Origin of the sequence: Salinimicrobium profundisediminis, from assembly GCF_026241755.1 — a bacterium.
In the GTDB taxonomy this organism is placed as follows: Bacteria; Bacteroidota; Bacteroidia; order Flavobacteriales; family Flavobacteriaceae; genus Salinimicrobium; species Salinimicrobium profundisediminis.
Genome location: NZ_JAPJDA010000001.1, coordinates 150448 through 176705, shown reverse-complemented (window position 1 = coordinate 176705; position 26258 = coordinate 150448). Strand labels below are relative to the sequence as shown.

15 protein-coding genes are annotated in these 26258 nt (G+C 40.7%); all 15 read left to right on the top strand.

The window, feature by feature from the left end; genetic code table 11:
- The first annotated feature begins 11 nt into the window (after positions 1–11).
- The 15 genes from OQ279_RS00660 (at position 12) to OQ279_RS00590 (ending at position 26236) form a co-directional block, all read left to right on the top strand.
- A complete protein-coding gene (locus tag OQ279_RS00660) occupies positions 12–2132 on the top strand; it encodes an endo-1,4-beta-xylanase (RefSeq protein WP_266067820.1) in 2121 nt (706 codons plus the stop codon).
- A gap of 6 nt (positions 2133–2138) precedes the next feature.
- Complete coding sequence (locus OQ279_RS00655; protein ID WP_266067819.1) at positions 2139–3437, top strand: cellulase family glycosylhydrolase; 1299 nt, start codon at positions 2139–2141, stop codon at positions 3435–3437.
- A 265-nt stretch (positions 3438–3702) separates the two neighbouring features.
- On the top strand, positions 3703–4854 hold the full coding sequence (locus OQ279_RS00650; RefSeq protein WP_266067818.1) for an endo-1,4-beta-xylanase: 1152 nt from the start codon (positions 3703–3705) through the stop codon (positions 4852–4854).
- A 23-nt stretch (positions 4855–4877) separates the two neighbouring features.
- The gene (locus OQ279_RS00645; protein ID WP_266067817.1) at positions 4878–6812 is read left to right on the top strand and encodes a glycoside hydrolase family 97 protein; all 1935 of its coding nucleotides are present in this window, start codon (positions 4878–4880) and stop codon (positions 6810–6812) included.
- A gap of 31 nt (positions 6813–6843) precedes the next feature.
- Positions 6844–8169 carry a glucuronyl esterase domain-containing protein gene (locus OQ279_RS00640; RefSeq protein ID WP_266067816.1) on the top strand — a complete coding sequence of 442 codons (1326 nt, stop codon included), beginning with the start codon at positions 6844–6846 and terminating at the stop codon, positions 8167–8169.
- A 5-nt stretch (positions 8170–8174) separates the two neighbouring features.
- Positions 8175–9737 (top strand): glycoside hydrolase family 43 protein, encoded by a 1563-nt coding sequence (locus OQ279_RS00635; protein WP_266067815.1) that lies wholly within the window; start codon positions 8175–8177, stop codon positions 9735–9737.
- Positions 9738–9828: 91 nt separating this feature from the next.
- Positions 9829–11097: a family 43 glycosylhydrolase gene (locus OQ279_RS00630; RefSeq protein ID WP_266067814.1), complete on the top strand. Its 1269-nt coding sequence runs from the start codon at positions 9829–9831 to the stop codon at positions 11095–11097.
- A 5-nt stretch (positions 11098–11102) separates the two neighbouring features.
- The gene (locus OQ279_RS00625; protein ID WP_266067813.1) at positions 11103–13604 is read left to right on the top strand and encodes a glycoside hydrolase family 95 protein; all 2502 of its coding nucleotides are present in this window, start codon (positions 11103–11105) and stop codon (positions 13602–13604) included.
- A gap of 11 nt (positions 13605–13615) precedes the next feature.
- Positions 13616–16312, top strand: a complete 2697-nt coding sequence (locus OQ279_RS00620; protein ID WP_266067812.1) for an alpha/beta hydrolase-fold protein — start codon at positions 13616–13618, stop codon at positions 16310–16312.
- A 36-nt stretch (positions 16313–16348) separates the two neighbouring features.
- Positions 16349–17515: an alpha/beta hydrolase gene (locus tag OQ279_RS00615; RefSeq protein ID WP_266067811.1), complete on the top strand. Its 1167-nt coding sequence runs from the start codon at positions 16349–16351 to the stop codon at positions 17513–17515.
- Between the two features lie 71 nt (positions 17516–17586).
- Positions 17587–18546, top strand: a complete 960-nt coding sequence (locus tag OQ279_RS00610) for a glycoside hydrolase family 43 protein (protein ID WP_266067810.1) — start codon at positions 17587–17589, stop codon at positions 18544–18546.
- An 83-nt stretch (positions 18547–18629) separates the two neighbouring features.
- A complete protein-coding gene (locus OQ279_RS00605) occupies positions 18630–20594 on the top strand; it encodes a glycoside hydrolase family 97 protein (RefSeq protein ID WP_266067809.1) in 1965 nt (654 codons plus the stop codon).
- Positions 20595–20639: 45 nt separating this feature from the next.
- Complete coding sequence (locus OQ279_RS00600) at positions 20640–22001, top strand: glycoside hydrolase family 43 protein (RefSeq protein WP_266067808.1); 1362 nt, start codon at positions 20640–20642, stop codon at positions 21999–22001.
- Positions 22002–22045: 44 nt separating this feature from the next.
- Complete coding sequence (locus OQ279_RS00595; protein ID WP_266067807.1) at positions 22046–23752, top strand: glycoside hydrolase family 43 protein; 1707 nt, start codon at positions 22046–22048, stop codon at positions 23750–23752.
- A gap of 120 nt (positions 23753–23872) precedes the next feature.
- Positions 23873–26236, top strand: a complete 2364-nt coding sequence (locus tag OQ279_RS00590; protein ID WP_266067806.1) for a glycoside hydrolase family 31 protein — start codon at positions 23873–23875, stop codon at positions 26234–26236.
- Positions 26237–26258: the final 22 nt, after the last annotated feature.

Sequence of the window (26258 nt, the reverse complement as noted above, 5' to 3'; positions counted from 1 at the left end):
ATCTAAATGGGATGAAAAGTCTATATAAAATAGGTATCTGTGTACTGGGATTATCTTTAGTGACCTCTTGTACAGATTATGAACCACTCGACTTTCAGGTCGAAAAACCGGAAAGTGTAGCGCTCCAGGAGGAGTTAAATAGTTACGAGGCTTTAAAGACATACTTAGGAGAAGATTCTTCAGACTTTATTTTGGGCGCAGCAGTTAGTATTTCAGATTATAATTCGGAAGGACTAATGTATCGTTTGATCAATTTAAATTTTGAAGAAGTTACTCCGGGATATGGAATGAAACACGGGGCCGTGTTACAAAAAAACGGGAACCTTAACCTGGCTGCTGTGGAAGAGTTTCTCGAAACTGCAAATGCGGCTGGTTTATCTGTTTACGGGCATACTCTTGTATGGCATGCTAACCAGAATGCTGAATATCTAAACAGCACTATTGCACCAACGAAAACAGAAGGTGGACCTATCTGGGAGGTGGTTACCGATGCTTACTTTGAAACAGATGAAGCAGCAAATTATGAGAGTAGCGCTAATGCTATTGTTTCTTTTACGGCTGACGGAGAAGGCTCAGGTGGTGATGGCAGGGCATTGAAAGTGACCAATGAAGAAGCTCGGGAAAACGAATGGGACAGCCAGTTCTTTTTAAAGTTCTCTCCGCCTATGGAGGTAGGGGAAGAATATGAACTTAGTATGGATGTTCGCTCAGATGTGGCTGCCTCTTTTGCTACCCAGGCTCATATTCAACCTTATGAGTATAAACACTGGGATTTTTTTGGTGCTATTAGCGCCACACCTGAATGGACTACTTTTACCAAAAAAATTGTAGTCTCTGAAGAAGTTGCAGGGGCAAGTACAATTGCTTTTAACCTCGGTAATGTTGCCACTACTTATTACTTTGATAACATAAGCCTGAAGAAATATAACGAGGAAGGCAGTGGTGGTCCCGGATTGGATCCAAGCGTAATTACCAATTCTGATTTTGAAACTGGTACCGACGGCTGGGCTGGCTGGGGAAATGGTTCTACAAGGGAGCGCTCGGCAGAAGGTGGGGGCTTTGGTGATACAGGATATGCTTTTACCTTTACGAATCCTTCGGCTGTAAATCCCTGGGAGGCACAGATTGCCTATGATTTACCTACATTGGAAATGGAGTCAACTTATGTACTGAATTTTAAAGTAAAGGCAAATACTGCCGGTACTCTTAGTGCCGCGATACAATCGCCATCTGATTACTCCAGTGATCCGCTTGGCTCATTCAATGTATCGGAAGAATGGAAGGAGTATACTTTGCAGACAACAATAACCAAGGAGGACCGTGAGCGATTTATTATTGACTATGGTCAGTTTGCAGGAACAGTTTATATTGATGACGTAACGCTTTCCCGTGTAAACCCTGGAGGTACAGAGAAAACACCTGAAGAAAAGGAAGAAATTATTACAAACGAAATGGAAAGATGGATTGCGGGCATGATGGAAGTTTCCAAAGACTATGTACATGCCTGGGATGTAGTAAATGAGCCTATGGATGATGGGAATCCCTTTGAACTAAAAACAGGTGCTGGAAAAGAACTAGCGGCAGATGAATTCTACTGGCAGGATTATTTGGGTAAGGATTATGCTGTTAAGGCTTTTGAATTGGCACGTAAATACGGTAATCCAGGGGATCTGCTTTTTATCAATGATTATAATCTTGAATATAATCTGGACAAGACCCGCGGTATCATTGATTTTGTAGAATATATTGAAAGTCAGGGGGCAACGGTAGATGGAATCGGTACTCAAATGCATATCAACATTAATACTTCAAAAGAGAAAATTGATGAGATGTTCCGTTTACTTGCGGCTACAGGAAAACTTGTAAAGGTTTCTGAACTCGATGTAGCTGTAAATAGTAGCGAACCCACTTCAGAAATGTTAGCAAAACAAGCCGAAATGTATAAGTATGTTGTGGATAGTTATGCTGAAAATGTACCGGCGAATCAACGATACGGTGTAACCGTATGGGGAGTACAGGACAGTTCTGATGATGCTAACTGGATGCCTGGCGAAAGACAGGGTCTTTGGGATCTTAATTTTTCTAGAAAACCGGCTTATGCAAGTTTTGCTGAAGCTCTTCAAAATCTATAAGAAGTAATGTCTTTAACCAGCCCATTTAAAAGAGGAATATTTCTATTCATTTTGCTATTTGTGTTGGTGAGATGTTCAACTGATGATTCGTCCCTGCCGAAAGAAGAGGCTAACGAAGAAAACCCCATAGAGGAAGATGATGGGGAAGATGAGACAGAAGAAGATACATCAGTGAATTTTGAATGGCCCTTAAGTACATCCAAATTAAATGTAGAAGGAAGGTTTTTAAAAAATTCCTGTGGAGAAGAAGTTTTACTTCATGGGGTAGCTATGACTCCCAATCCCTGGTTTAACGGCGGACATGTGGGGGAATGGAGATGGAACAATTATGATGTTCAGGGAGCACTGGAGTATAATAAGAAAGTCATGGATAAATTGACCAATAAGGATAATGACGGCTGGTATCTTAATATGGTACGCTTACACATAGATCCTTATTGGTCAAATAAACCGGGCGCTGAAGTAGGTGGCGAAAATGACATTTCCCAATTTAATTTTGACAGGTTTGTAGAGGGAGTTAATAATGTTATTATTCCTTTAATTGAGCATGCAAGATCCCGCGGAATGTATATTATCCTTAGACCACCCGGAGTATGCCCAGAAAGGATTGATGTTGGAGATGAATATCATGAATACCTTAAAACAGTATGGAACTATCTCTCAAGTCATGAAAAGTTAAAGAGTTACGACCACTTAATGTTTGAACTGGCGAATGAACCTATCCACATACTGGGTACTAATGGAGAATGGGGAAGCAATTCTCAACCTCATTTTGATAAATTAAAAATGTTTTTTCAGCCTTTAGTTGAGATGATTCGAGAAAATGGATTTCAAAATGTAATATGGATTCCCGGTTCTGGATATCAGTCTCATTATAAAGGTTACGCAAATAATCCTATTGAGGGAAATAACATAGGATATTCAGTACATATCTATCCGGGATATTGGGGAATGGATAATAATGATCCGGGAACCTTTAGGAAGAACTGGCATGAAAATATTCAACCGGTTGCAGATTTTGCACCCATAGCTATTACAGAGATAGACTGGGCGCCAGATGGATATAGTGCCTGGGGGGAAGGCGGTGTAACAGGTGAAGCCGGGGCCTGGGGTTTTGGAGCCAATTTTAAAGCTCTTGCCGATGAAAGTGGCAATGTAAGCTGGAACTTGCTGGCTCCCGAGAATCTTATCCATGAGGGAGATCCTTATAGGGGAGTGGCTTATAATAATGATCCCGAAGCATGTGCCAATGCTGCAAAAAAGTGGTTTGCTGATTATGCTGAGGAAAGTGTAGGTTGTAATTAAATGAATTGTACAAAAGGTAAAAAGTTTAGTAGATAAGCTTTAATGAGTAACTTTTTATCTTAAATTGTGAAATATTAATTAATTTCAGAATATTTTAAATATTAGATAAATTACGGATATTTAAGGTATGATCATTCTGGGTTCAGGATGATCATGATTTTTATTTAAGTTATTACAGAAGGTCCCGAAATTTTGGTGTTACACATATTGTACTACCGTAAAAAATAAAGAATCTATAACTAAAGTTTAACCATTATCAAGCGTTATGAAAAATAACAGGGCACTAACTTTTCTTTTTTTTATAAGTGTTAGTTTAACATTTGTTAATTGCAGAAGCCAGGAAAAAGATTCTTTATCTTATCAGACTGAAGTTAAAACATTAAAAGGAGCTTTTGAAGATAAATTTTATATAGGTACTACGCTCAATGCCTGGCAAATTATGGGAAGGCAGCCTGAAGAACTTAAAGTTGCGACAGAGAATTTCAATTCTATTGTTGCCGAAAATATTATGAAAAGTGCACGAATTCAACCGAAAGAAGGGGAGTTCAATTTTGAACTTGCCGATGAATTTGTGAAAATAGGCGAGGAAAATAATATGCATATCCACGGGCACACCTTGATATGGCATTCCCAGGCTCCTGACTGGTTTTTTGTCGATAAAGATGGAAATACGGTGTCTAAGGAAGTGCTTACCCAAAGAATGAAAGATCATATTCATACCGTGGTGGGCAGGTATAAAGGCAGAATTCATTCCTGGGATGTGGTTAATGAGGCTATAGAAGATGACGGGAATTATAGAAATAGCAAGTTCTATCAAATTTTAGGTGAAGATTTTATAAAACTGGCCTTTGAATTTGCACACGAAGCCGATCCTGAAGCCCAGCTTTATTACAATGATTATTCTATGGCAATGCCAGGAAAGCGTGCCGGGGTAGTGAGAATGGTAGAAAAGCTGGAAAAGGAGGGCATTACCGTAAATGGAATAGGAATGCAGGGACATATTGGATTAAACCATCCTGATATTCGTGAATTTGAAAAAAGTCTGGAAGCATATGGAAACCTGGGGAAAGTGATGATCACTGAATTAGATCTTAGTGTCTTACCGTCACCCTGGGGTGATGCCGGCGCAGAAATCTCAGATAATTATGAGTATGAAGATAAAATGAATCCCTTTCCTAATGGTCTGCCAGCCGATGTTGAGCAACAATTCACAAAGAGATATGTAGAATTTTTTGAACTGTTCCTAAAACATCAGGATAAAATTGAAAGGGTTGCCCTTTGGGGAGTGAATGACGGGAATTCCTGGAAGAATAACTGGCCGGTGAGAGGAAGAACCGATTATCCGTTGCTATTCGATCGTGAAAATAATCCAAAACCTGTTGTGAAGGAACTTATAGAACTGGCTGCAGCAAAATAACCCTACAAAATTTGAAATTAGAAATGAAAAAAGTCTTTTTATTTATCTGCCTGCTAAGCATTTTTCCGTTTGTTGTTGCACAGGAAGCAACCATCCAGAGTCCCGATGATGCTGTAAGATTAGAAGTACACCTGGAAGCTGGAGTACCAACCTATTCTGTTTTCTACAATAATAAAGTGGTGCTGGAAAAATCCAGACTGGGACTAAAAACAAATATTTCAGATTATTCTGAAGGTTTAAGTTTTGAAGGGAGTAAAACCAATTCCGTAGAAAAGAGTTATGAATCCAAAAAACTTAAAGATTCAGAGATTAATTATAACGCACAGGAACTAACCGCCACTTTTACCACTCAAAAAGGGCAAAAAATGGATGTAATTTTCCAGGTTAGTAATAATGATATCGCGTTTAGATACCATCTTCAAAAATACAGCGATACCATAGCCCACGTGGTGACGAAAGAATTTACCGGATTCAATTTTCCAAATACGGCAAAAAGTTTCCTTACGCCTCAGTCTAAATCTATGGTAGGTTTTCAGCGTACCAAACCCAGTTACGAAGAGGGCTATTATTTAGATCAGGAGATTACGAAAGCTTCTGCCAATAATCTTGGTTATACCTTTCCGGGTTTATTTAAAACCGAAGATCATTGGGTGCTACTTTCTGAAACCGGAGTGGACGGCACCTACGTGGGCGCTCATCTCAGCGATCCAAATGCTGAAGGGGAATATACGATTGCTTTTCCCGATAGTACTGAAAATAATGATTTTGGATCAACCGGAGCCGCAATTTCCCTTCCGTTTAGCACTCCCTGGAGAACTATCACAATTGGTGAAAGTTTAAAGCCAATTGTGGAAACCACCATTCCTTTTGATGTGGTGAAGCCGCTTTACGAAGCCTCACAGGATTATAATTTCGGGCGCGGTGTATGGAGCTGGATTATGTGGCAGGATGCAAGTATGAATTATGATGACCAGGTGACTTACATAGATTTCGCTGCTAAAATGGGTTATGAATACATTTTGATTGATGCGCTTTGGGACCAGAATATCGGCTACGACAGGATAGAAGAGCTCATTGATTACGCCAATAGCAAGAACGTTGATGTTTTTTTGTGGTACAATTCCAACGGCGTTGCCAATGACGCACCTATGACTCCACGGAATAAAATGCACCGGGCTATAACCCGTAAAAAGGAAATGCAGTGGTTGCAGGAAAGCGGGGTAAAAGGTCTGAAAGTTGATTTTATGGGAGGTGATAAACAAGAGACCATTCAGCTTTACGAGGATATAATGTCCGATGCCAATGATCACGGGTTAATGATGATCTTTCACGGCGCCACAATTCCAAGAGGTTGGGAGGTAATGTACCCTAATTTTATAAGTACTGAAGCTGTTCTTGCTTCAGAAAATTTAATGTTTAGTCAGTATGCAAATGACCAGGAAGCCCGAAGTGCTGCCATTCATCCTTTTATAAGGAATACGGTGGGAAGTATGGATTTTGGCGGAACTGTTCTAAACGAACGCTACAATCGAACCAATGACGGCGGAAACTTTAGGAGAACCTCTGATGCTTTTCAACTGGCAACTGCAGTTTTATTTCAGACGCCGGTTCAATTCTTCGCTTTAACACCAAATAATCTAGAAGACGCTCCGGAATTTGCCATGGACTTTATGAAAAACGTTCCTACCACCTGGGATGAAACCATTTTTATTGAAGGATACCCGGGCGAGTATAGCGTAATAGCCAGAAGGCATAAGGAGCAATGGTATATCGCTGGAATCAATGCGTCAAAAGAAGCAAAAAAGCTGAGCTTTTCCCTTCCTGAACTGAAAGGAAGTACATTCAATATTATTAATGACTCTAAGAAAGGGAAAACTGAAAAGAAAGAAATCAAACAAAAAAGAGGAAAATTTGAAGTAACCATTCAACCCCAGGGCGGCTTTGTGATTACAAATTAGTACAGGTTTCTCCTCCTGTAAAATATTTAAAATGAAACAATTATTTGTCATTATCGTTTTTTTTGGCTGCGTTAATCAATCGATGGCGCAGTTTTCTCAGGAGGAGCGGGACAGTATTTATCGTTTAAGTGCGCAGGACCATCAGCTGATGCTGAAGGAATTAGGAATAGCATCCTTGCGACCCGGACCTTCGGGAAATCCGAATGATCCTAATGCCGCAAATTGCGATGAATCTAAAGTTGTAGATTATAGCTTGCCCGAACTTTTGGTTCTTAAAGATGGATCTAAAGTCACTTCAGTTTCTGAATGGGAAAAACGGAGACAGGAGATCAAAGAAGATTTTAATGCGGAAGTCTATGGAAGATTCCCTAAAAATATCCCAGCTGTAAACTGGAAAGTAGTTTCCAGAAAATATTCAGTAATTGGTGAATACCCGGTGCAGGTTGAGAAACTTCTGGGAGTGGTAGATAACTCTTCTTATCCAGAGATCGAGGTTAAAATCGAGATGACATTGACCCTTCCTAAAAATACAGACAAAAAAGTGCCGGTAATCTTGAAATTCGACTGGAATTTTCCGGCTGGTTTTTTCCCTGAGCCCAAGCAGGAAACACCCTGGCAGGAACAATTACTGGCTCAGAATTGGGGCTATGCCAGTCTGATCCCGACAAGCTATCAGGCCGATAATGGCGCCGGACTTCGACAAGGAATTATCGGATTAGTGAATAAAGGAGAGCCGAGAAAATTAGATGACTGGGGCGCTCTTAAAGCCTGGGCGTGGGGTGCCGGCCGTGCGCTTGATTATTTTGAAAATCATCCTAAAATCAATGCTGAAAATGTGGCTATAGAAGGACTTTCTCGCTACGGGAAAGCTGCAATGGTTACTATGGCCTATGATGATCGTTTCGCTGTGGGATTCATAGGTTCTGCCGGCGCAGGCGGTACAAAGATCCTGCGGCGTAATTTTGGAGAACAGGTAGAGAATTTGGTCTCTACTTCCCAATATCACTGGTTTGCTCCGAATTTCATAAAATACGGAGGTCCTTTAGAAACAAAAGATCTTCCGGTAGATGCACATCATTTGATTGCGCTTGCAGCGCCGCGACCGGTTTTTATCAGTAGCGGAGATCCTAAAGTTGAAGGAAACTGGATAGACGCCAAAGGGATGTTTTTAGCCGGAGTCTACGCCAGCCCTGCTTATGAAATCTATGATGAAAAAGGGCTATCAACAACTGAATTTCCTCAAGTTGGGGAGTTTTTATCTGAAGGTAAACTCGTTTTCAGAATACACGAAGGCGGTCATACTGTAGTCCCTAACTGGCCATATTTTATAGAATTTGCCAAACCCTATTTCAAATAAAGAATATGAAAAAGAGAAATCTCCTCATTATAATTTTAAGTCTATTTATAGGAAATTCAGTCGTTGCACAACAGCAAGCTCAAAATCCTATCATCCACGCCGATGTTCCCGATGCTTCTATAATAAGGGTTGGTGACACCTATTATATGAGCAGCACCACGATGCATATGAATCCCGGGGTGCCAATTATGAAATCCAGGGATTTGGTGAACTGGGAAATAGTGAATTACGCTTACAATACTTTGGGGGATTCTGATGCCCTGAATATGGAAAATGGAGAAAATGCCTACGGGAGAGGATCCTGGGCAAGCAGCCTTCGTTACCATAACGAGAATTTTTATGTTTCCACTTTTTCGAGCACCACAGGAAAAACTTATATTTTCAAAACAAAGGATATTGAAAATGGCACTTTTGAAGAGATTTCTTTTAGCCCGTCGCTTCACGATAACACCTTATTTTTTGATGACAACGGAAAGACTTACCTCATTTGGGGTGGAGGTAAACTAAATATAGTAGAGCTTAAAGATGATCTTTCAGGAGTGAAGGAAGGTACAGAGCGGGTTCTTATTGAGAACGCTACTGAACCTATTGGATCAAATTATATTTTACCTGCCGAAGGATCTCAGTTATTTAAGGCCAATGGAAAATATTACTTGTTCAATATCGCCTGGCCAAGAGACGGAATGAGAACGGTGATCATTCACCGGGCCGATAAAATTACCGGATCTTATGAAGGGAAACTCGCTTTTCAAGATAAAGGCGTGGCACAGGGTGGTTTGATCGACACGCCTGAAGGTGACTGGTTTGCTTATTTATTTAGGGATTACGGGGCAGTGGGGCGCATTCCTTACCTGGTCCCTGTAAAATGGGAAAACGGCTGGCCTGTATTAGGTGAAAATGGCAAGGTGCCTAAAACCCTGGATCTACCCGCAAATGAAGGATGGATCCCGGGAATTGTGGCTTCAGATGATTTTAGCAGAAAATCAGGAGACAGAGATTTGCCTCTGGTGTGGCAATGGAACCATAATCCCCAGGATGGCTACTGGTCTCTTAAAGACCGCGAAGGCTTTCTCAGGTTAACTACAGACAGGGTAGATACTTCATTTTTAAATACCAGAAACACCCTTACCCAAAGAACCATTGGTCCGAAGAGTTCTGCAGTTACAAAAGTTGATCTCTCCGGAATGAAGGAAGGAGATTATGCCGGGCTTGGTCTACTTCAGAAGAATTTCGGATTTGTTGGGGCTAAAATGCTAAATAACAAGAAGCACATTATTATGGTCAATGGAGCTTCCGAAGAACCCGTAGAGGTGGAAAGTATTCCTTTGAATCAGGAGGAGCTTTACCTTAAGGCCGTTGGTGATTTTCAAGACAGGAAAGATACAGCAGAATTTTACTACAGCCTTGATGGCGAAAACTGGAAAGCTATAGGCAACGAGCTTAAAATGTCATATACCCTGCCGCACTTTATGGGCTACAGGTTTGCGCTGTTCAACTACGCCACAAAAGAAGCAGGTGGTCACGTAGATTTCGATTACTTTAAAATTGAAGCTGAAAAAAATAATTAAGATGAAACATTCAAAAATGCCGAAAACTATAGCTCTTAGTCTGATTATATTTTTCTTGTCAGTAAATGCTTTTGCACAAAATCCGCTGATTATGGATCAGTTTACTGCCGATCCTACGGCAAGAGTATTTAATGAGAAGCTATACGTATTTCCTTCCCACGATATTGTGCCACCAAAAGGGGAAGGCCGTGCCGAATGGTTCAATATGGCCGATTACCACGTGTTTTCTTCGGAAGATCTTACGGAATGGACAGACCACGGAAAAATTCTGGATCAAAAAGATGTTCCCTGGGCCGATCCTAAGGCTTACAGTATGTGGGCGCCTGATGCGGTATCCAAAAATGGCAAATTTTACTTCTATTTTCCCACCAGACTCAAAGACGCCGGAGATGGGGAAAAAGGCTTTTCAATCGGTGTGGCAGTTGCCGACAAACCTGAAGGACCTTATAAGCCACAACCAAACCATATTCAAGGAGTAGAAGGCATAGATCCTAATGTTTTTATTGATAAAGACGGGCAGGCTTATTTGTATTGGTCCCGCGGAAAAATTTATGGCGCAAAACTGAAGGATAATATGCTGGAGCTGGATTCAGAAATAAAGACCTTCGAGGAGATCCCTCAAAAAGGGCATATTGAAGGACCTTTTGTTTTCGAAAGAAATGCCATTTATTATATGACCTATCCGCACGTTGCCAATAATACTGAAAGGCTCGAATATGGCACTTCCGATAATCCAATGGGGCCTTTTACCCATCAGGGTGTCATTATGGATGAATCGGTTTCGGGTACCTGGACCAATCATCATTCCATCGTAAATTATAAAGATCAGTGGTACTTATTCTATCACGATAATGATCTTTCACCCGATTTCGATAAAAACCGTTCCATTCGCGCTGATAGTTTGTTCTTTGAAGAGAATGGAAACATCAAAAAAGTGATTCCAACCAAACGCGGAGTAGGAATTACCTCCGGTACTTCTAAAATTCAGATCGACCGCTATAGCGCGAAAAGCAACTATGGAGCTGCTTCGGTGTTTTTAGACCGGCTTGATCCTTTCCAGGGTTGGAAAGTGGTATTAAATAAACCTGATGCTTGGGTGAAATATAACCGGGTTGATTTTGGTGCTGAAGGTCCCAAAAATGTCAAAATAAGGGCAAGATCTTTAACGGGCGCCACTATTGCGCCGAAACTAGCCGGTGAGAACGATAAGGAGATTGCTGAAGTTACCATCCAAAAAGGTGGAAATTGGGCGGTTCTTTCAGCTCCGGTTAAACCTGAAATAACGGATGTTCAGGATTTGATAGTACAACTGAAAAGCGGTGCCGGAGTTGAGGTAGACTGGGTTCAATTTGAAAAATAGAAGATATGGGAATTGGTAAGATCAAAATTTCAACAAATAGTTATTCCAGTATTGGATTTTCCGTATTCCTGGGAATACTGTTTTTGATCTCACCATTTCAATCCCGGAGCCAGGATTCCCAATTGAAACTCTGGTATGATAAGCCTGCTGAAAAATGGGTAGAGGCACTTCCCGTAGGAAATGGGCGATTGGGGGCAATGGTTTACGGAGATCCTCAAGAAGAGATTATTCAGTTAAATGAAAATACTATCTGGGCAGGACAACCTAACCGGAATGATAATCCTGAAGCCAAAGCATATTTACCCGAAGTGCAAAAACTTCTGTTTGAAGGAAAAAGCGCAGAAGCCCAGGAGCTTGTCAATCAGCAATTCATTAGTAAAACTTCCCACGGAATGCCTTATCAAACCGCAGGGAACCTGAAATTATCTTTTCCGAATCATCAAAATTACACTGAATATTACCGGGAACTGGATTTGGAAACTGCGGTTACCACAACTCGCTATAGAGTTGGAGGTGTAGGTTATGAAACAAAAGTTTTCGCTTCCCATCCCGATCAGGTGATCGTGGTAGAAATTACGGCAGATAAACCTGGAACATTAAATTTCACAGCTACGATGGATCGCCCCGGAGGTGCTGAAGTTTCAACTGAAAATGGGACATTAAAACTACACGGTAAAACTAGCGATTTTGAAGGAATAGAAGGCAAAGTTGAATTCCTGGCGATCTCTAAAATTCAGACTGAAAGCGGAAAAATAACTTCAGAAAATGAAGCTCTGAACATTCAGAATGCGAATAGTGCTACACTATATATTTCCATCGCTTCTAATTTTAAAAATTACAAGGTTCTAAATATTAATGAAGAAGCAAAAGCAGAGGAATATCTTTCAGCAATAGAAAAAAAGAAATCAGCAGAGATATACAAAACTCACCTGCAAGATTATCAAACCTATTTCAATCGGGTATCACTGGATCTTGGTGAAACGGAAGCTGCGAAGTTACCCACCAATGAGAGGATCATAAATTTCAAAACCGGAAATGATCCAGCCCTTGTTTCCCTGTATTTTCAGTTTGGGCGTTATCTTTTAATTACCTCCTCCCGGCCGGGAACTCAGCCCGCCAATTTGCAGGGGATTTGGAATGACCAGTTAACTCCTGCCTGGGACAGTAAATACACGGTAAATATTAATACGGAAATGAATTACTGGCCGGCCGAGATCACGAACCTGCCGGAATTTCACGAGCCATTGATCCAAATGGTGAAAGAGCTTTCAGAAGTCGGAAGAAAGACTGCCAAAGATATGTACGGCGCAGAAGGCTGGGTGATGCATCATAATACAGACATTTGGCGAATGACGGGTGCAATAGACGGTTCCTACTGGGGAATGTGGCCAATGGGAGGAGTCTGGCTGTCCCAGCATTTATTCGATAAATATGATTTTTCAGGAGATAAAGAATTCCTGAGATCTGTGTACCCTATAGTAAAAGAGGCTTCTAAATTCTACCTCGATTTTATGATCAGGGAGCCGGATAACAACTGGCTGGTGGTCTCTCCTTCCATTTCCCCGGAACACGCACCAACCGCACATCCAGAATCCTCATTGTCTTATGGAGCCACAATGGATAATCAACTCATCTTTGACCTTTTTTCAAGAACAGCAAAAGCGGCGAAAATACTTGGAGATGATGAAGCTTTCATAGCCGAATTAAATGAAAAACTTCAGCTATTGCCACCAATGCAAATTGGAAGTTGGGGGCAACTGCAGGAATGGATAAAAGACTGGGATGATCCTAATAGCGATCACAGGCACGTTTCTCATTTATACGGACTCTATCCGTCAAACCAAATTTCCCCATACCGCAATCCGGAGTTATTTGAAGCTGCAAAAACTTCTTTAGTGGCCCGGGGAGATGAGTCTACCGGTTGGTCTATGGGCTGGAAGGTGAATCTTTGGGCGAGATTACTTGACGGGGATCACGCACTCAAATTGATAAAAGACCAGCTAACCCCTTCAATGCAGGAAGGTCATAGCGAAAAGGGCGGTACTTATCCCAACCTTTTTGATGCGCATCCTCCATTTCAAATAGATGGAAATTTTGGTTGCACCGCCGGGATTGCCGAAATGCTGATGCAAAGCCATGATGGCGCCATTCATATTCTGCCTGCATTACCTGCAGACTGGAGCAAAGGAAAAGTTTCAGGTTTAAGAGCTCGTGGAGGTTTTGAAGTAGATCTTGAATGGGAGAATAACAAGCCAAAAACTATGGTCGTACAATCCATCCTGGGTGGCAATTTCAGGATTCGCTCTTATCATCCATTGTCTGGCGAAGGATTAAAAGATGTTACCGGTAATAATTCCAATCCTTACTATCAGGTTTCAGAAATAAAAGATCCCATTACTGCACAAAATATTGATGTGCAGAAACCTACCCTGATGAAAGTTTATGAATATGATCTTGCCACCTCGAAAGGAGGAAAGTATATAATTAAAATTGATGCTGATAAATAACCTTTTTAAAGATGAAAATTAAAATTCTTCTCTGTATTGGATGCTTTCTTGCAATGTTTCAGACTTATGCGCAGGATTCTGATTTCCATATTTACCTGGCCTTTGGTCAGTCAAATATGGAAGGACATGCAAGGTTTGAACCCCAGGACACTGTTGCTCTGAGCGATAGGTTTAAGGTGCTGCAGGCGGTAGATTGCCCCGAATTAGGACGAAAAAAAGGGGAGTGGTACACAGCTAAACCACCTCTTACCAGATGTAACACAGGCTTAACCCCAACCGATTACTTCGGAAGGGAAATGATCGAAAATTTACCGGATGACATTAAAGTCGGAGTGGTAAATGTTTCTGTAGGAGGCACTAAAATAGAACTTTTTGACAAGGATAATTATGAATCGTATGTTGAATCTGCACCTGACTGGCTAAAAAATACCGTGAGGCAATATGACGGTAATCCTTATGGCCGGGTGGTAGAAATGGCCAAAATAGCACAACAGGACGGGGTAATAAAAGGCATTTTACTGCATCAGGGGGAATCAAATACAGGAGACACGTTATGGCCTCAAAAGGTAAAGAAGGTTTATGATAATCTTATGCAGGATCTAAACCTTGATCCTGCAAAGGTGCCCCTGCTTGCCGGAGAAATGGTGAGTAAGGAAGAAGGGGGTGTATGTGCCAGCATGAATGAGATCATTGCGAAGTTACCCGAAGTTATTCCTAATAGTTATGTAGTTTCTTCAGAAGGTTGTAACGGGATGGATGATCATCTTCACTTCACACCGGAAGGTTACCGGAAACTTGGAAGACGGTATGGCAAGAAAATGTTGGAAGCCCAGGGGTTTAAAGGTTTGGAAAAAGAAGCTCCTGCTGGTTTTGACCAAAGAAGAGAAAACATCTCACGCGGAAAGATCGATACTATTACCTACAAATCAAAAACAGTAGGGACTAACCGAAAGGCTCTGGTCTACACTCCGCCAAAATTTTCCAAAAATAAAAAATATCCGGTTCTGTATCTTTTACATGGGATTGGTGGAGATGAGAAGGAATGGCTTAGAGGTGGCAATCCACAGGTGATCCTGGACAATTTATATGCCGATGGTAAGGCAGAACCAATGATCGTGGTAATGCCAAACGGAAGGGCGATGAAAGACGATCGCGCCGTGGGGAATATTTTTGACAGTACAAAAGTCGCTGCGTTCGCAAATTTTGAAAAAGACCTGCTGAATGATCTTATTCCCTTTATAGAAAAGAATTATCCGGTGATCAAAAACAGGCAAAAAAGGGCAATTGCCGGACTTTCTATGGGTGGAGGTCAAACTTTGAATTTTGGTCTTGGCAACCTGGATACATTTTCCTGGGTAGGGGCGTTTTCCGCAGCGCCAAATACTAAGAGTCCGGAAGAATTAGTTCCGCAGCCCCAAAAAGCTATGGAAAAACTTAATCTTTTATGGATTTCCTGTGGGGACGATGACAACCTGTTGCCTTTCAGTCAGCGAACGCATGAGTATTTGGTCAAACAGGATGTGCCGCATATTTATTATTTAGAACCAGGAGGCCATGATTTTAAAGTCTGGAAGAACGGGCTATATATGTTTTCCAAACTCCTGTTTAAGCCGGTAGATGAATCAAAATTCAATGAATACAGCTTGCTGGGTACCCCTGCCTCAACAAATGTGAGGAATTCAAAATATCCCCAAATTTTACCTGATGGTCGTGCCGTTTTTCGTCTTAAAGCTCCTGAGGCAAGGGATGTAAAACTGGATTTAGGTCGTAAATATGATATGGGGAAGGACAGTGAAGGTGTTTGGGAAGTTACCACCGATTCTTTGAGCGAAGGCTTTCATTATTATTCTCTTATAGTTGATGGTGTATCAGTAGCCGATCCTAATAGTGAGACGTTTTTCGGAATGGGAAGAATGGCCAGCGGAATAGAAGTTCCTTTTAAAGGAGATGGTTATTATAAAATGAAAAATGTCCCGCACGGAGATGTGAGAATGGAACAGTATTTTTCTCCGGTTCTAAATAGCTGGAGGACGTTCTATGTATACACTCCACCTGGATATGACCAAAATACCAATACAAATTACCCGGCACTTTATATTTATCATGGCGGTGGAGAAGATGAAAGAGGTTGGGTTCAACAGGGAAGGACAAATATTATTCTCGACAATCTTATTGCTGAAGACAAAGCAGAACCTATGCTGGTGATCATGCCCGACGGGAATATGCCTGGTTCAGGGTTTAGTGAAAATGGCCTCCGAATGTTTCAAAGGGAATTAAAAGAAGGCTTGATCCCCTTTGTTGAAAATAAATATCGGGTTAAAGGAAATGCAGACAACAGGGCCCTTGCCGGTTTATCCATGGGAGGTCTTCAAACGCTCTATGCAGGAGTACAGAATACAGAGATGTTTTCCTATTTAGGAGTGTTCAGTTCAGGATGGTTTGCGAATGACAATGAGATAGCTAAGGGACAATATGAGTATATGAGTGAGAATTCAGAAAAGATCAATAATGAACTTAGGGTATTCTGGTTATCTATGGGAGGCAAAGAAGATATAGCATTTAAGAACAACAAGCTTATGATGCAGAGATTTGATGATATGGGAATAAACTATATCTACAGTGAATATCCCGGTGGCCATACCTGGCCGGTGTGGAGAAATGACCTGTATAGATTTGCACCTGTGCTGTTTAAAAACCAGGCTAAGTAATAGAGGAGCAATTGTGGAACACAAAATCTTGTAATTATGAGACATCAATTATTGCTGTTTACTTTTATCCTTTCCAGTGTCTTTAGTTTTGCACAATCGGAAGAGAAAATTGTGGAGGATTTCGAACCTTCTGTGGTAAACCAACCCGGGAAGGAATTTCCCAAAGTTAATTCAGAAGGACGGGTTAGGGTGAAGATAGAAGCTTCCGAAGCGAATAATGTACAGCTGGATATTGGTGGTGTGAAGTATGACCTTGAAAAAAATGAAGAGGGGATATGGATAGGAGAATCGGCTCCACAGGATGAAGGCTTTCACTATTACCAGCTAAATATAGATGGTGCTTCGGTGCCAGACCCGGGATCGAAATATTACTATGGTGCGGGTCGATGGGGCAGCGGGATCGAAATCCCTGCAAAGGATAAAGAATTTTATGCATTAAAAGATGTTCCCCATGGGACTGTTTCTAAGAATCTTTATTTCTCTGAAATCACAAGACAGTGGAGACGTAATTTTGTCTACACCCCTCCCGGATATTTTGAAAATTTGGATAAGAGATATCCGGTACTTTATCTTCAGCACGGTAGTTATGAAGATGAAACCGGGTGGTCCTCTCAGGGACATGCCAATTTAATTCTTGATAACCTTATTGCTTCAGGAGATGCAGAACCCATGATCATAGTAATGGATAATGGCTATGCGTACAGACCGGAAGATCTGGAAAAAGCTGGAGGAAACCGTCCCCGTTCATCTTTTGAAGATGTTCTAATAAAGGAAGTCATTCCTCAAATTGACGGGAAATTCAGAACAATTCCCAATCGTGAACACAGAGCTATAGCCGGTCTTTCCATGGGTGCCAGCCAAACCATGAGCATTATAATGAATAATCTCGACCAGTTTGCCTACTACGGAGGGTTTAGTGGAACAGCAAATTTTCCCGGAGATAAAGAAGTGGATGCAGGTACCTTTCTAAATGGTGCTTTTAGTAATGCAGAGGAAATGGAGCAAAAACTTCAGGTACTTTTCCTGAGTTTAGGAACTAAAGAAGCTGAAATATTCTTTAAAACAGTAAACGGTTTTCGAGATATGCTTGACAGACAGGATATCGATTATATTTTTTATTCGTCACCTGAAACCGGGCATGAATGGTTGACCTGGAGAAGAAGTTTATATCAATACACTCAGTTGTTATTTAAAAATAATTAGATCATAAATATTTAATAATCAATAGATAGGCAGTAATTGATCAAAAAAGTTTAACGGTAAAAATTTATACTATGAAAATTCAAAAAATATTAACAGGCTTCGGGTTTATTTTGGCAATAGGTTCAGGCTTTTCCCAAAACCCAATTATAAAATCCCCTTTTACGGCAGATCCGGCACCAATTGTACATAATGAGACTTTATACCTGTATACCAGTCATGATACAGCATCTGTAGCTTCAACCAATTATGAAATGAAAGACTGGTTGGTGTTTTCTACTACAGACATGAAGAACTGGACCAATCATGGCCCTAAATTATCTCCTAAAGATTTTTCCTGGGCAACAGGTGATGCCTATGCAGCCGAGGTTGAAGAAAGGGACGGGAAGTTTTACTTCTATGTATCCACCTTCCATAAAAAGGACGGCAGGAGTAACGGTGGTGCAGCAATAGGGGTAGCAGTAGCCGATTCTCCATTAGGACCGTTTAAAGATGCCAAAGGAGAGGCATTGATTTACAATGAAATGACTACCGACAATCCGCATGGGTGGGATGATATAGATCCTTCAGTCTTTGTAGATGATGATGGCCAGGCGTATTTGTACTGGGGTAATGGCAGTCTTAAAACTGTTAAATTAAAAGATAATATGGTCGAACTAGATGGACCTATTCAATATGATAATCCCAAGAATTTCATAGAAGGCCCGTGGGTCTACAAAAGAAAAGGAATTTATTATTTGGTCTATGCGAGCAAGGGAGAAGAGCGGGAAAGAATTGAATATGCAACCTCAGATAGTCCGGTAGGCCCCTGGGAGTATCAGGGAATATTAGCAGATAGCGCTCCGAATAGTTTCACCATTCATCCGGGGATTATTGAGTACAAAGGGAAAGACTATTTCTTTTACCATAACGGAGTGTTGCCAACAGGTGGAAGTTACCGCCGCTCTGTTGCGGTAGACTATATGCATTACAATGAAGACGGTACTATTCAGAAAGTAGAACAAACTGAAGAAGGAGTAGAAGCTATAGAATAGATTTAATTTTCTTCCGAAGAAATGATTTTCATTATCAGCCGTATTGTGTCAATAAAACAAAACTCTAATTTTAAATACCCTGAATGATAGAGAAGAAAATAAATAGAAGGGGAGAAGTCATTAAAACCAGTTTTCTGCTTTCTTTGATGCTCCTGGCTTCAAGTGCGTTTTCCCAGAAACTTAGCTTAAGCTCCCCAAACGAACAAGTAATTGTGAGGTTGTGGAATGAGGAGCAGGCGGAGTTGGGGGAATGGTATCTTGAAGTTAACTATGAGACAAATGGGGAGGTTAAAACAGTAATTCCTAAAATTGATTTAGGGTTAGTACGTAGTGATCAGGATTTTTCAAAGGATCTGAAATTTTTAAGATCCGGGAGGAAAAAGCAAATTAATGATGATTATGTTACCCTACACGGTAAAAGGTTACATCGAGCCAACTCGGCTAACGAAGTAGTTGTTTTCTTCGAGCGGCCTGATAGAACAAAAATGAATTTGATCCTTCGGGCCTATAACGACGGCCTGGTTTTTCGCTATGAATTTCCTGAAAAGCAGCAAGCTTCATTTGTAATAGAAGATGAAATGACCGCCTATACTATTCCCGACAGTTCCAGGCGCTGGCTTCAAAAATTCAATCCGGCGAATGAAGGTTATTACCGGGAAATGAAAGATGCAAGGGAGCAGAAAGACTGGGCTTATCCTGCTCTTTTTCAGGCGCCAGACAGCACTTACTTTTATTTAATTCATGAAGCTGACTTAATGAGGAGCTATGCAGGGACGAAACTAACTAATTATGAAGAACCTTCTAAGTACAAGCTCACATTTCCTGACGCCTGGAATGGCAGAGAACAGGGAGAATCCCAACCTACAATAAACCTGCCCTGGAAATCTCCATGGAGACTTATAATAATTGGCGGACTGGATGATATTGTTTCCTCAACGCTTGTAGACGATGTTTCTACACCATCTTTAGTCGAAAATACTGAATGGATAAAACCCGGACTGGTATCCTGGAATTATTGGTCTAATAACCATGGAACAAAAGATTACCAGGTGGTGCGCAAATTCACCGATTTGGCAGTAGAAATGAATTGGCCTTATACCTTACTTGATTGGGAGTGGGATGCTATGGAGAATGGCGGCGACTTAGATGATGCCCTGGAATATATACATTCAAAGGGAGTAAAACCTTTAATATGGTATAATTCGGGTGGTGATCATACCTGGGTAGAAGCCACGCCAAAAGACAGGATGTTGACTCATGAAAACAGGGTGGAGGAGTTTGCCAAACTTAAAAAGATGGGAATTGTTGGGGTAAAGGTTGATTTTTTTGAAAGTGAAAAACAGGATATGATCAACTATTATATGGATATTCTGGAAGATGCAGCAGATTTTGAAATGATGGTTTTATTTCATGGGAGCCTCGTACCACGGGGCTGGGGCAGGACTTATCCTCATCTCATGACCTATGAAGGAGTTCGTGGTGCCGAATGGTACAACAACGTGCCCGATTTCACTTATGAAGCTCCGGTACATAATACTATCCTGCCGTTCACAAGAAATGTTGTTGGTTCTATGGATTACACTCCGGTAACTTTCACTAACTCTCAATATCCTCATATAACTTCTTATGGACATGAATTGGCCCTGGGAGTGCTTTTTGAATCTGCCTTGCAACACATGGCCGACAGACCAGAAGGATATAATTCCCTCCCGACTGCAATCATAACTTTTCTAATGGATTTACCGGTCACCTGGGATGATACACAATTATTGGATGGGTATCCCGGACAGGGAGTAACCATGGCCCGTAAAAAAGAGGACACCTGGTACATAGCCGGAATCAATGGAGAAGAAAAGGTAAAGAACCAGGTTTTAAATTTTAATTTTTTACCTGAAAATAAAAAGTACAGGCTAAGCTTATTTGCAGATGGAGATCATGATAAAGAATTTTCTATCAGTCACCAGGTAGTAGATAAAACCAGTTCCATAAAAGTAGAACTCTTGCGCCGTGGTGGGTTTGCAGGATATTTGTCTCCCATAGAAAAATAGGGGGTGATGAATTTAAATTTATTTTAAATAAAACATTTAAGAATTATGATTGCAAATAGAACAGTTTTGAGTCTCATCCTGTTATTGGTTTATTATCATGGAATTTCTCAAAACCCCATTGTTCAGACCAATTATACTGCAGATCCTGCTCCTATGGTCTATAATGGGAAAGTATATTTATATACCTCCCACGATGAAGCCGGGTCTACCTGGTTCACTATGAATGATTGGCGGTTATACACTACAGAAGATATGGTGAATTGGACAGACCATGGGACGATACTGGCCTATGATGATTTTGACTGGGCTAAACAGAATGCCTGGGCACCCCAGGCCAAAGAGAGGCATGGTAAGTTTTATATATACGTGCCTATAACTGCCAGGAATGGAAGGAATGGAATTGGTGTAGCGGTAGCCGATAGTCCGTACGGCCCATTCCTGGATCCTTTGGGAAAACCCTTGATCAGCAATAGCAATGCAGATATAGATCCCTCTGTATTTATTGACGACGATGGTCAGGCTTATCTTTTCTGGGGAAATCCTGAATGCTATTATGTAAAGCTTAATGAAGATATGATTAACTATGATGGAGAAATTAAAAAGATCCCTAATACAATTGAAGCATTTGGAAAACGGGAGGGTGAAGAAAATCCTCAACGACCCACTACTTATGAAGAAGGTCCGTGGTTATACAAAAGGAACAATATCTACTACCTGTTTTTTGCCGCCGGACCTCTACCCGAGCATATTGGCTATTCTACAAGCAACAGTATCACAGGTCCCTATAAATATCAGGGAGTGGTGATGCCACGGGAAGGAGGCGCCTTCACAAATCACCCCGGAGTCATTGACTATAAAGGTAAAACCTATTTTTTTTATCACAATGGAGCCCTCCCCGGAGGAGGTGGCTTTACCCGTTCTGTAGCCGTGGAGGAATTGAAATTCAATGAAGACGGATCGATCCAGCAATTACAAATGACAAAAGGTATAGAGGAACCCCTAAAACCCTTGAACCCTTACATAAAAAATGAAGCAGAGACCATTGCCTGGTCCGAAGGCTTAAAATCAAGAGAGAATGATATTGTTGGGAACTTTATTGTGTCCACTCGCAACAATGCCTTTTCTAGCGTTAAAAAAGTAGATTTTAGAGAGCAGGGTGCTTCTCAATTTACAGCCAGGGTGGGAACAACTCACAACGGCAATGTAAGTATGGAGGTGAGAATTGGCGCAGTAGACGGACCACTCATTGGAAGTCTTGAAGTTCCATTAACCGGAGGTAGTGATAGGTGGGAATTGGTGACTGTAGATGTGGAAGAAGTAACCGGGATCCATGATATTTATTTTGTGTTCCGGGGAAAGGCTCAAAGTGAGATCCTCTTTTTTGATTACTGGAAATTTGAAAAATAAATTAAGAATAGATACGTAAGGAAATAACAATAAAAATATTTAAAATGAAAAAAAATCAACCGTTCTTAATCACCATTCTCTTAGCCCTTTTTGTCTTTACCGGCTGTAGTGCGCAGAAAAATGTACCTGTATTTTCCAAAGCGGTTTATGAAGGGAATGATGATGTGTATAATGAGAATCCTTTGGAGGAGGATGAATTCTATAATCCTATTTTACAGGGAATGTATCCAGATCCGGCAATTGCCCGAAAAGGAGATGATTACTATTTAGTTTCCTCATCCTTTGCTGTTTTTCCGGGGGTGCCAATCTTCCATTCAAATGACCTGGTGAACTGGACGCAAATTGGCCACGTTCTGGATAGAAAAACACAGTTAAAAGTATTTGATACAGGTATAAGTGCGGGAATTTATGCTCCGGATATTCGGTATAACCCTCACAATGATACGTTTTATATGATCACCACCCAGTTTGCCGGTGGTTTTGGAAACATTGTGGTTAAAACCAAAGATCCTATGCAAGGTTGGAGCGATCCGTACAAATTGAACTTTCAGGGTATAGATCCGGCGATCTTTTTTGATGACGACGGGAAGGCCTATGTAGTCCATAATGATGCTCCAAACCAGGGAGAAGAACTATACCAGGGGCATCGCGTGATTAAAATTTGGGAATATGATCTGGAAAAAGATCAGGTGATTGAGGGAACTGATAAGATAATTGTAGATGGAGGAGTCGATCTTGCAGATAAACCCATCTGGATTGAAGCTCCTCATATCTATAAAAAAGATGGTCTTTATTATCTAATGTGTGCCGAAGGTGGTACAGGAGGTTGGCATAGTGAGGTGATATTTGTAAGTGATAAGCCAATGGGACCTTATGAGCCTGCACCCTCAAATCCAATCCTAACACAAAGATATCTTTCGCAAAACCGGGATTACAAAGTAGACTGGGCTGGACATGCCGATTTGGTTGAAGGACCCGACGGTGAATACTGGGGGGTATTTTTAGCAATACGCCCAAATGAAAAAGGTAGGGTAAATACCGGAAGAGAAACTTTTATTTTACCGGTAGACTGGTCTGGAAAGTTTCCTGTTTTTATAAATGGTCTTGTTCCCATGGAACCAAAACTTAAAATGCCCGAAGGTGTTGAAAATAAAACCGGAGAAGGTGATTATTTCCCTAATGGAAACTTTACTTATACCGAGGATTTTAGTTCTGATAAATTAGATTACCGTTGGGTTGGATTAAGAGGGCCTCGTGAAGATTTCATTAAGTTCACCAAAAAAGGTCTTCAAATTAACCCTTTTGAAACCAATATAAAGGAAGTTAAACCTACCTCTACACTTTTTCATCGTCAACAGCACAAAGATTTTTCCTTTACTGCTACTATGAGTTACAAGCCAAAGTCTGAAAAAGATTTAGCCGGTATCACAGCTGTTCAAAGTGAAAAATTTAATTATGTATTTGGTGTAACCAGGAAAGACAACAAATATTATTTAGTGTTGGAGAGGACTGAAAAAGGTTCTTCCAAAATACTGGCCAGTAAGGAAATTGAATATAAAGATGAGGTTCAGCTGAGAGTAGAAGCAGAAGAAGATGACTATCAGTTCAGTTATGCTTTGAAAGGAGAAGATTTTCAGAATTTAGGTGGTACTGTGTCCGGAGATATTCTGTCCACTAATGTTGCCGGAGGTTTTACCGGGGCATTATTAGGCTTGTATGCAACATCTGCTAATGATGCAATACCTGAGTAATAATAAAAATGTAATAAGATATTGCTTCGCAGTATTAGCCTTCAATTATTAGAATATTGCGCTACAAGTTTCTCACAGGGCAAGGTTGCTCAGTGCATTTTAAAGTAATTAAATTTAGATATGAAGATCTGTTCTAGTTTTTTTATTGGTCTCCTGGCATGTTGGGGAGTTGTAGCGCAATCATTTCAAGAAACTGAAGGTGGGATATCTGCAACTATTGACTCGATTGAGGTTGAGATACAATTTTTTAAGCCCGACTTGGTTCGGGTAATTAAATACCCTGAGGGATCTTCCTATAAAAAAGAAAGTCTTTCAGTAATTATGGATCCGGAAGATGTAAGCTTCAATACAAGGGAAAAGGGTGATTATGTTTCTTTAAGCTCAAAAGATCTTGAGGTGCTACTAGATCTTAGAAATGGGAATATTACCTTTAAAAGATTAGGGGGGCGGGTGCTCCTGCAGGAGATTAGTGCCTCATTCGTGAAATTCAATGATGCCGGGGAGGATACTTACAGCGTTTCACAATCTTTTAAGTTAGATCCAGAGGAAGCTATATACGGACTTGGAATCCTTCAGAATGGAAAAATGTCACAGAGAAATCAGGAAGTTAAAATGATACAGGGTAACACCTGGGATTTCGTGCCTTTTTTTCAATCGGTTAAAGGATATGGGTTGTTCTGGGATAATTATTCACCTACTACTTTCAGGGATAATATTGAAAGGACCCAATTTGAATCCGAGGTTGGAGATGGGATTGACTACTATTTTATGGACGGAGGAAATTCTGATGGGGTAATCGCAAATATGCGACATCTTACGGGAGAAGTGCCTATGTTTCCATTATGGACATTCGGGTATTGGCAGAGTAAAGAACGATATAAGAGCCAGGAAGAAACAGTTGGGGTAGTCAAAAAATATCGGGAATTAAATGTTCCTTTAGATGGTATTATCCAGGACTGGCAGTATTGGGGAGACAACTATCATTGGAATGCTATGGAATTTTTAAATCCCAATTTTCCTGAGCCACAGAAGATGATTGATCAAATTCATGATCTTAATGCTCATATCATTATTTCCATATGGTCATCTTTTGGTCCTGAGACCCAACCCTATAAAGATTTAAAAGCAGGTAATGATCTTCTTGAATTTCAAACCTGGCCTTTATCAGGAAAAGATACATGGCCACCAGATATGAATTATCCATCTGGCGTAAGGGTGTATGATGCTTACAATCCAGAGGCAAGAGATATTTACTGGAAATATTTAAGGAAGGGTCTTTATTCCCTGGGAATCGATGGATGGTGGATGGATTCAACAGAGCCCGATCATCTTGAATTTAAACCTGAGGATCTGGATATTCAGACTCATTTAGGCTCTTTTAGAAAGGTTCGTAATGCTTATCCCGTGTTAAGTGTGGGAGGAGTTTATAAAAATCAGAGACAAGAAACTTCAGATAAAAGAGTTTTTATTTTGACACGTTCAGCTTTCGCCGGACAACAGCGGTATGGGGCCAACACATGGTCTGGAGATGTTACTGCTTCATGGGATGCCCTGGGGGAACAAATTCCGGCCGGCTTAAACTTTTCACTTACAGGAATACCTTATTGGAATACTGATATTGGAGGTTTCTTCCTTAGTAAATTCAAGGACAAGCTCGAGGATCCTGAATATCGGGAATTATATGCCCGGTGGCTCCAGTTTGCAGCCTTTACTCCAATGATGCGTTCCCATGGTGCAGATGCACCAAGAGAGATCTATCAGTTTGGAAAAAAGGGGGATGACATCTACGATGCATTAGAAAAGTTTATAAACCTGCGTTATAGCCTACTGCCTTACATTTATTCTTCTGCCTGGGATATTACTCATAATAATTCAAGTATGATGCGGGCTTTAGTAATGGATTTTCTTGGTGACAGTAAGGTGCATGATTTAAACGATCAATATATGTTTGGAAAATCCATTCTTGTAGCCCCGGTCACGAGATCCATGTACACAGTAAACAAATCAGAAAATTTTGGAGAAGTGAAGTCAAAGGACATTTACCTTCCTGCTGGTGCCATTTGGTACGACTACTGGGACGAAAGAAAGTTCAATGGAGGAAAACGTATCGAAAAGGAAACACCAATAGATGTTATGCCACTATATGTTCGTGCAGGTTCCATCCTTCCTATAGGACCAAAAGTGCAATATGCTACTCAACATGACTGGAATAATCTGGAAGTTAAAGTATATCCGGGCGCAAATGGTGAATTTATATTATATGAGGATGAAAATGATAATTACAATTATGAAGATGGTGCCTATTCTGAAATAAAGTTTGAATGGAAGGATGAACAAAAACAGTTAATAATTCATCCCCGTAAAGGTGAATTTGAGGGCATGCTGAAGGAGAGAGTTTTTAATATTAAATTGGTGGGAGAAAAACAGGGATCTACCTCAAAAAATATTAAGTATCATGGTGAAAAACTTCAGGTGGATCTTTAAAGCTCAATGTGTTGTGTACAAA

Excerpts from the sequence above, each read along its gene's own strand:
- OQ279_RS00660 (WP_266067820.1), top strand. The coding sequence starts at position 12 with ATGAAAAGTCTATATAAAATAGGTATCTGTGTACTGGGATTATCTTTA.
- OQ279_RS00655 (WP_266067819.1), top strand. The coding sequence starts at position 2,139 with ATGTCTTTAACCAGCCCATTTAAAAGAGGAATATTTCTATTCATTTTG.
- OQ279_RS00650 (WP_266067818.1), top strand. The coding sequence starts at position 3,703 with ATGAAAAATAACAGGGCACTAACTTTTCTTTTTTTTATAAGTGTTAGT.
- OQ279_RS00645 (WP_266067817.1), top strand. The coding sequence starts at position 4,878 with ATGAAAAAAGTCTTTTTATTTATCTGCCTGCTAAGCATTTTTCCGTTT.
- OQ279_RS00640 (WP_266067816.1), top strand. The coding sequence starts at position 6,844 with ATGAAACAATTATTTGTCATTATCGTTTTTTTTGGCTGCGTTAATCAA.
- OQ279_RS00635 (WP_266067815.1), top strand. The coding sequence starts at position 8,175 with ATGAAAAAGAGAAATCTCCTCATTATAATTTTAAGTCTATTTATAGGA.
- OQ279_RS00630 (WP_266067814.1), top strand. The coding sequence starts at position 9,829 with ATGGATCAGTTTACTGCCGATCCTACGGCAAGAGTATTTAATGAGAAG.
- OQ279_RS00625 (WP_266067813.1), top strand. The coding sequence starts at position 11,103 with ATGGGAATTGGTAAGATCAAAATTTCAACAAATAGTTATTCCAGTATT.
- OQ279_RS00620 (WP_266067812.1), top strand. The coding sequence starts at position 13,616 with ATGAAAATTAAAATTCTTCTCTGTATTGGATGCTTTCTTGCAATGTTT.
- OQ279_RS00615 (WP_266067811.1), top strand. The coding sequence starts at position 16,349 with ATGAGACATCAATTATTGCTGTTTACTTTTATCCTTTCCAGTGTCTTT.
- OQ279_RS00610 (WP_266067810.1), top strand. The coding sequence starts at position 17,587 with ATGAAAATTCAAAAAATATTAACAGGCTTCGGGTTTATTTTGGCAATA.
- OQ279_RS00605 (WP_266067809.1), top strand. The coding sequence starts at position 18,630 with ATGATAGAGAAGAAAATAAATAGAAGGGGAGAAGTCATTAAAACCAGT.
- OQ279_RS00600 (WP_266067808.1), top strand. The coding sequence starts at position 20,640 with ATGATTGCAAATAGAACAGTTTTGAGTCTCATCCTGTTATTGGTTTAT.
- OQ279_RS00595 (WP_266067807.1), top strand. The coding sequence starts at position 22,046 with ATGAAAAAAAATCAACCGTTCTTAATCACCATTCTCTTAGCCCTTTTT.
- OQ279_RS00590 (WP_266067806.1), top strand. The coding sequence starts at position 23,873 with ATGAAGATCTGTTCTAGTTTTTTTATTGGTCTCCTGGCATGTTGGGGA.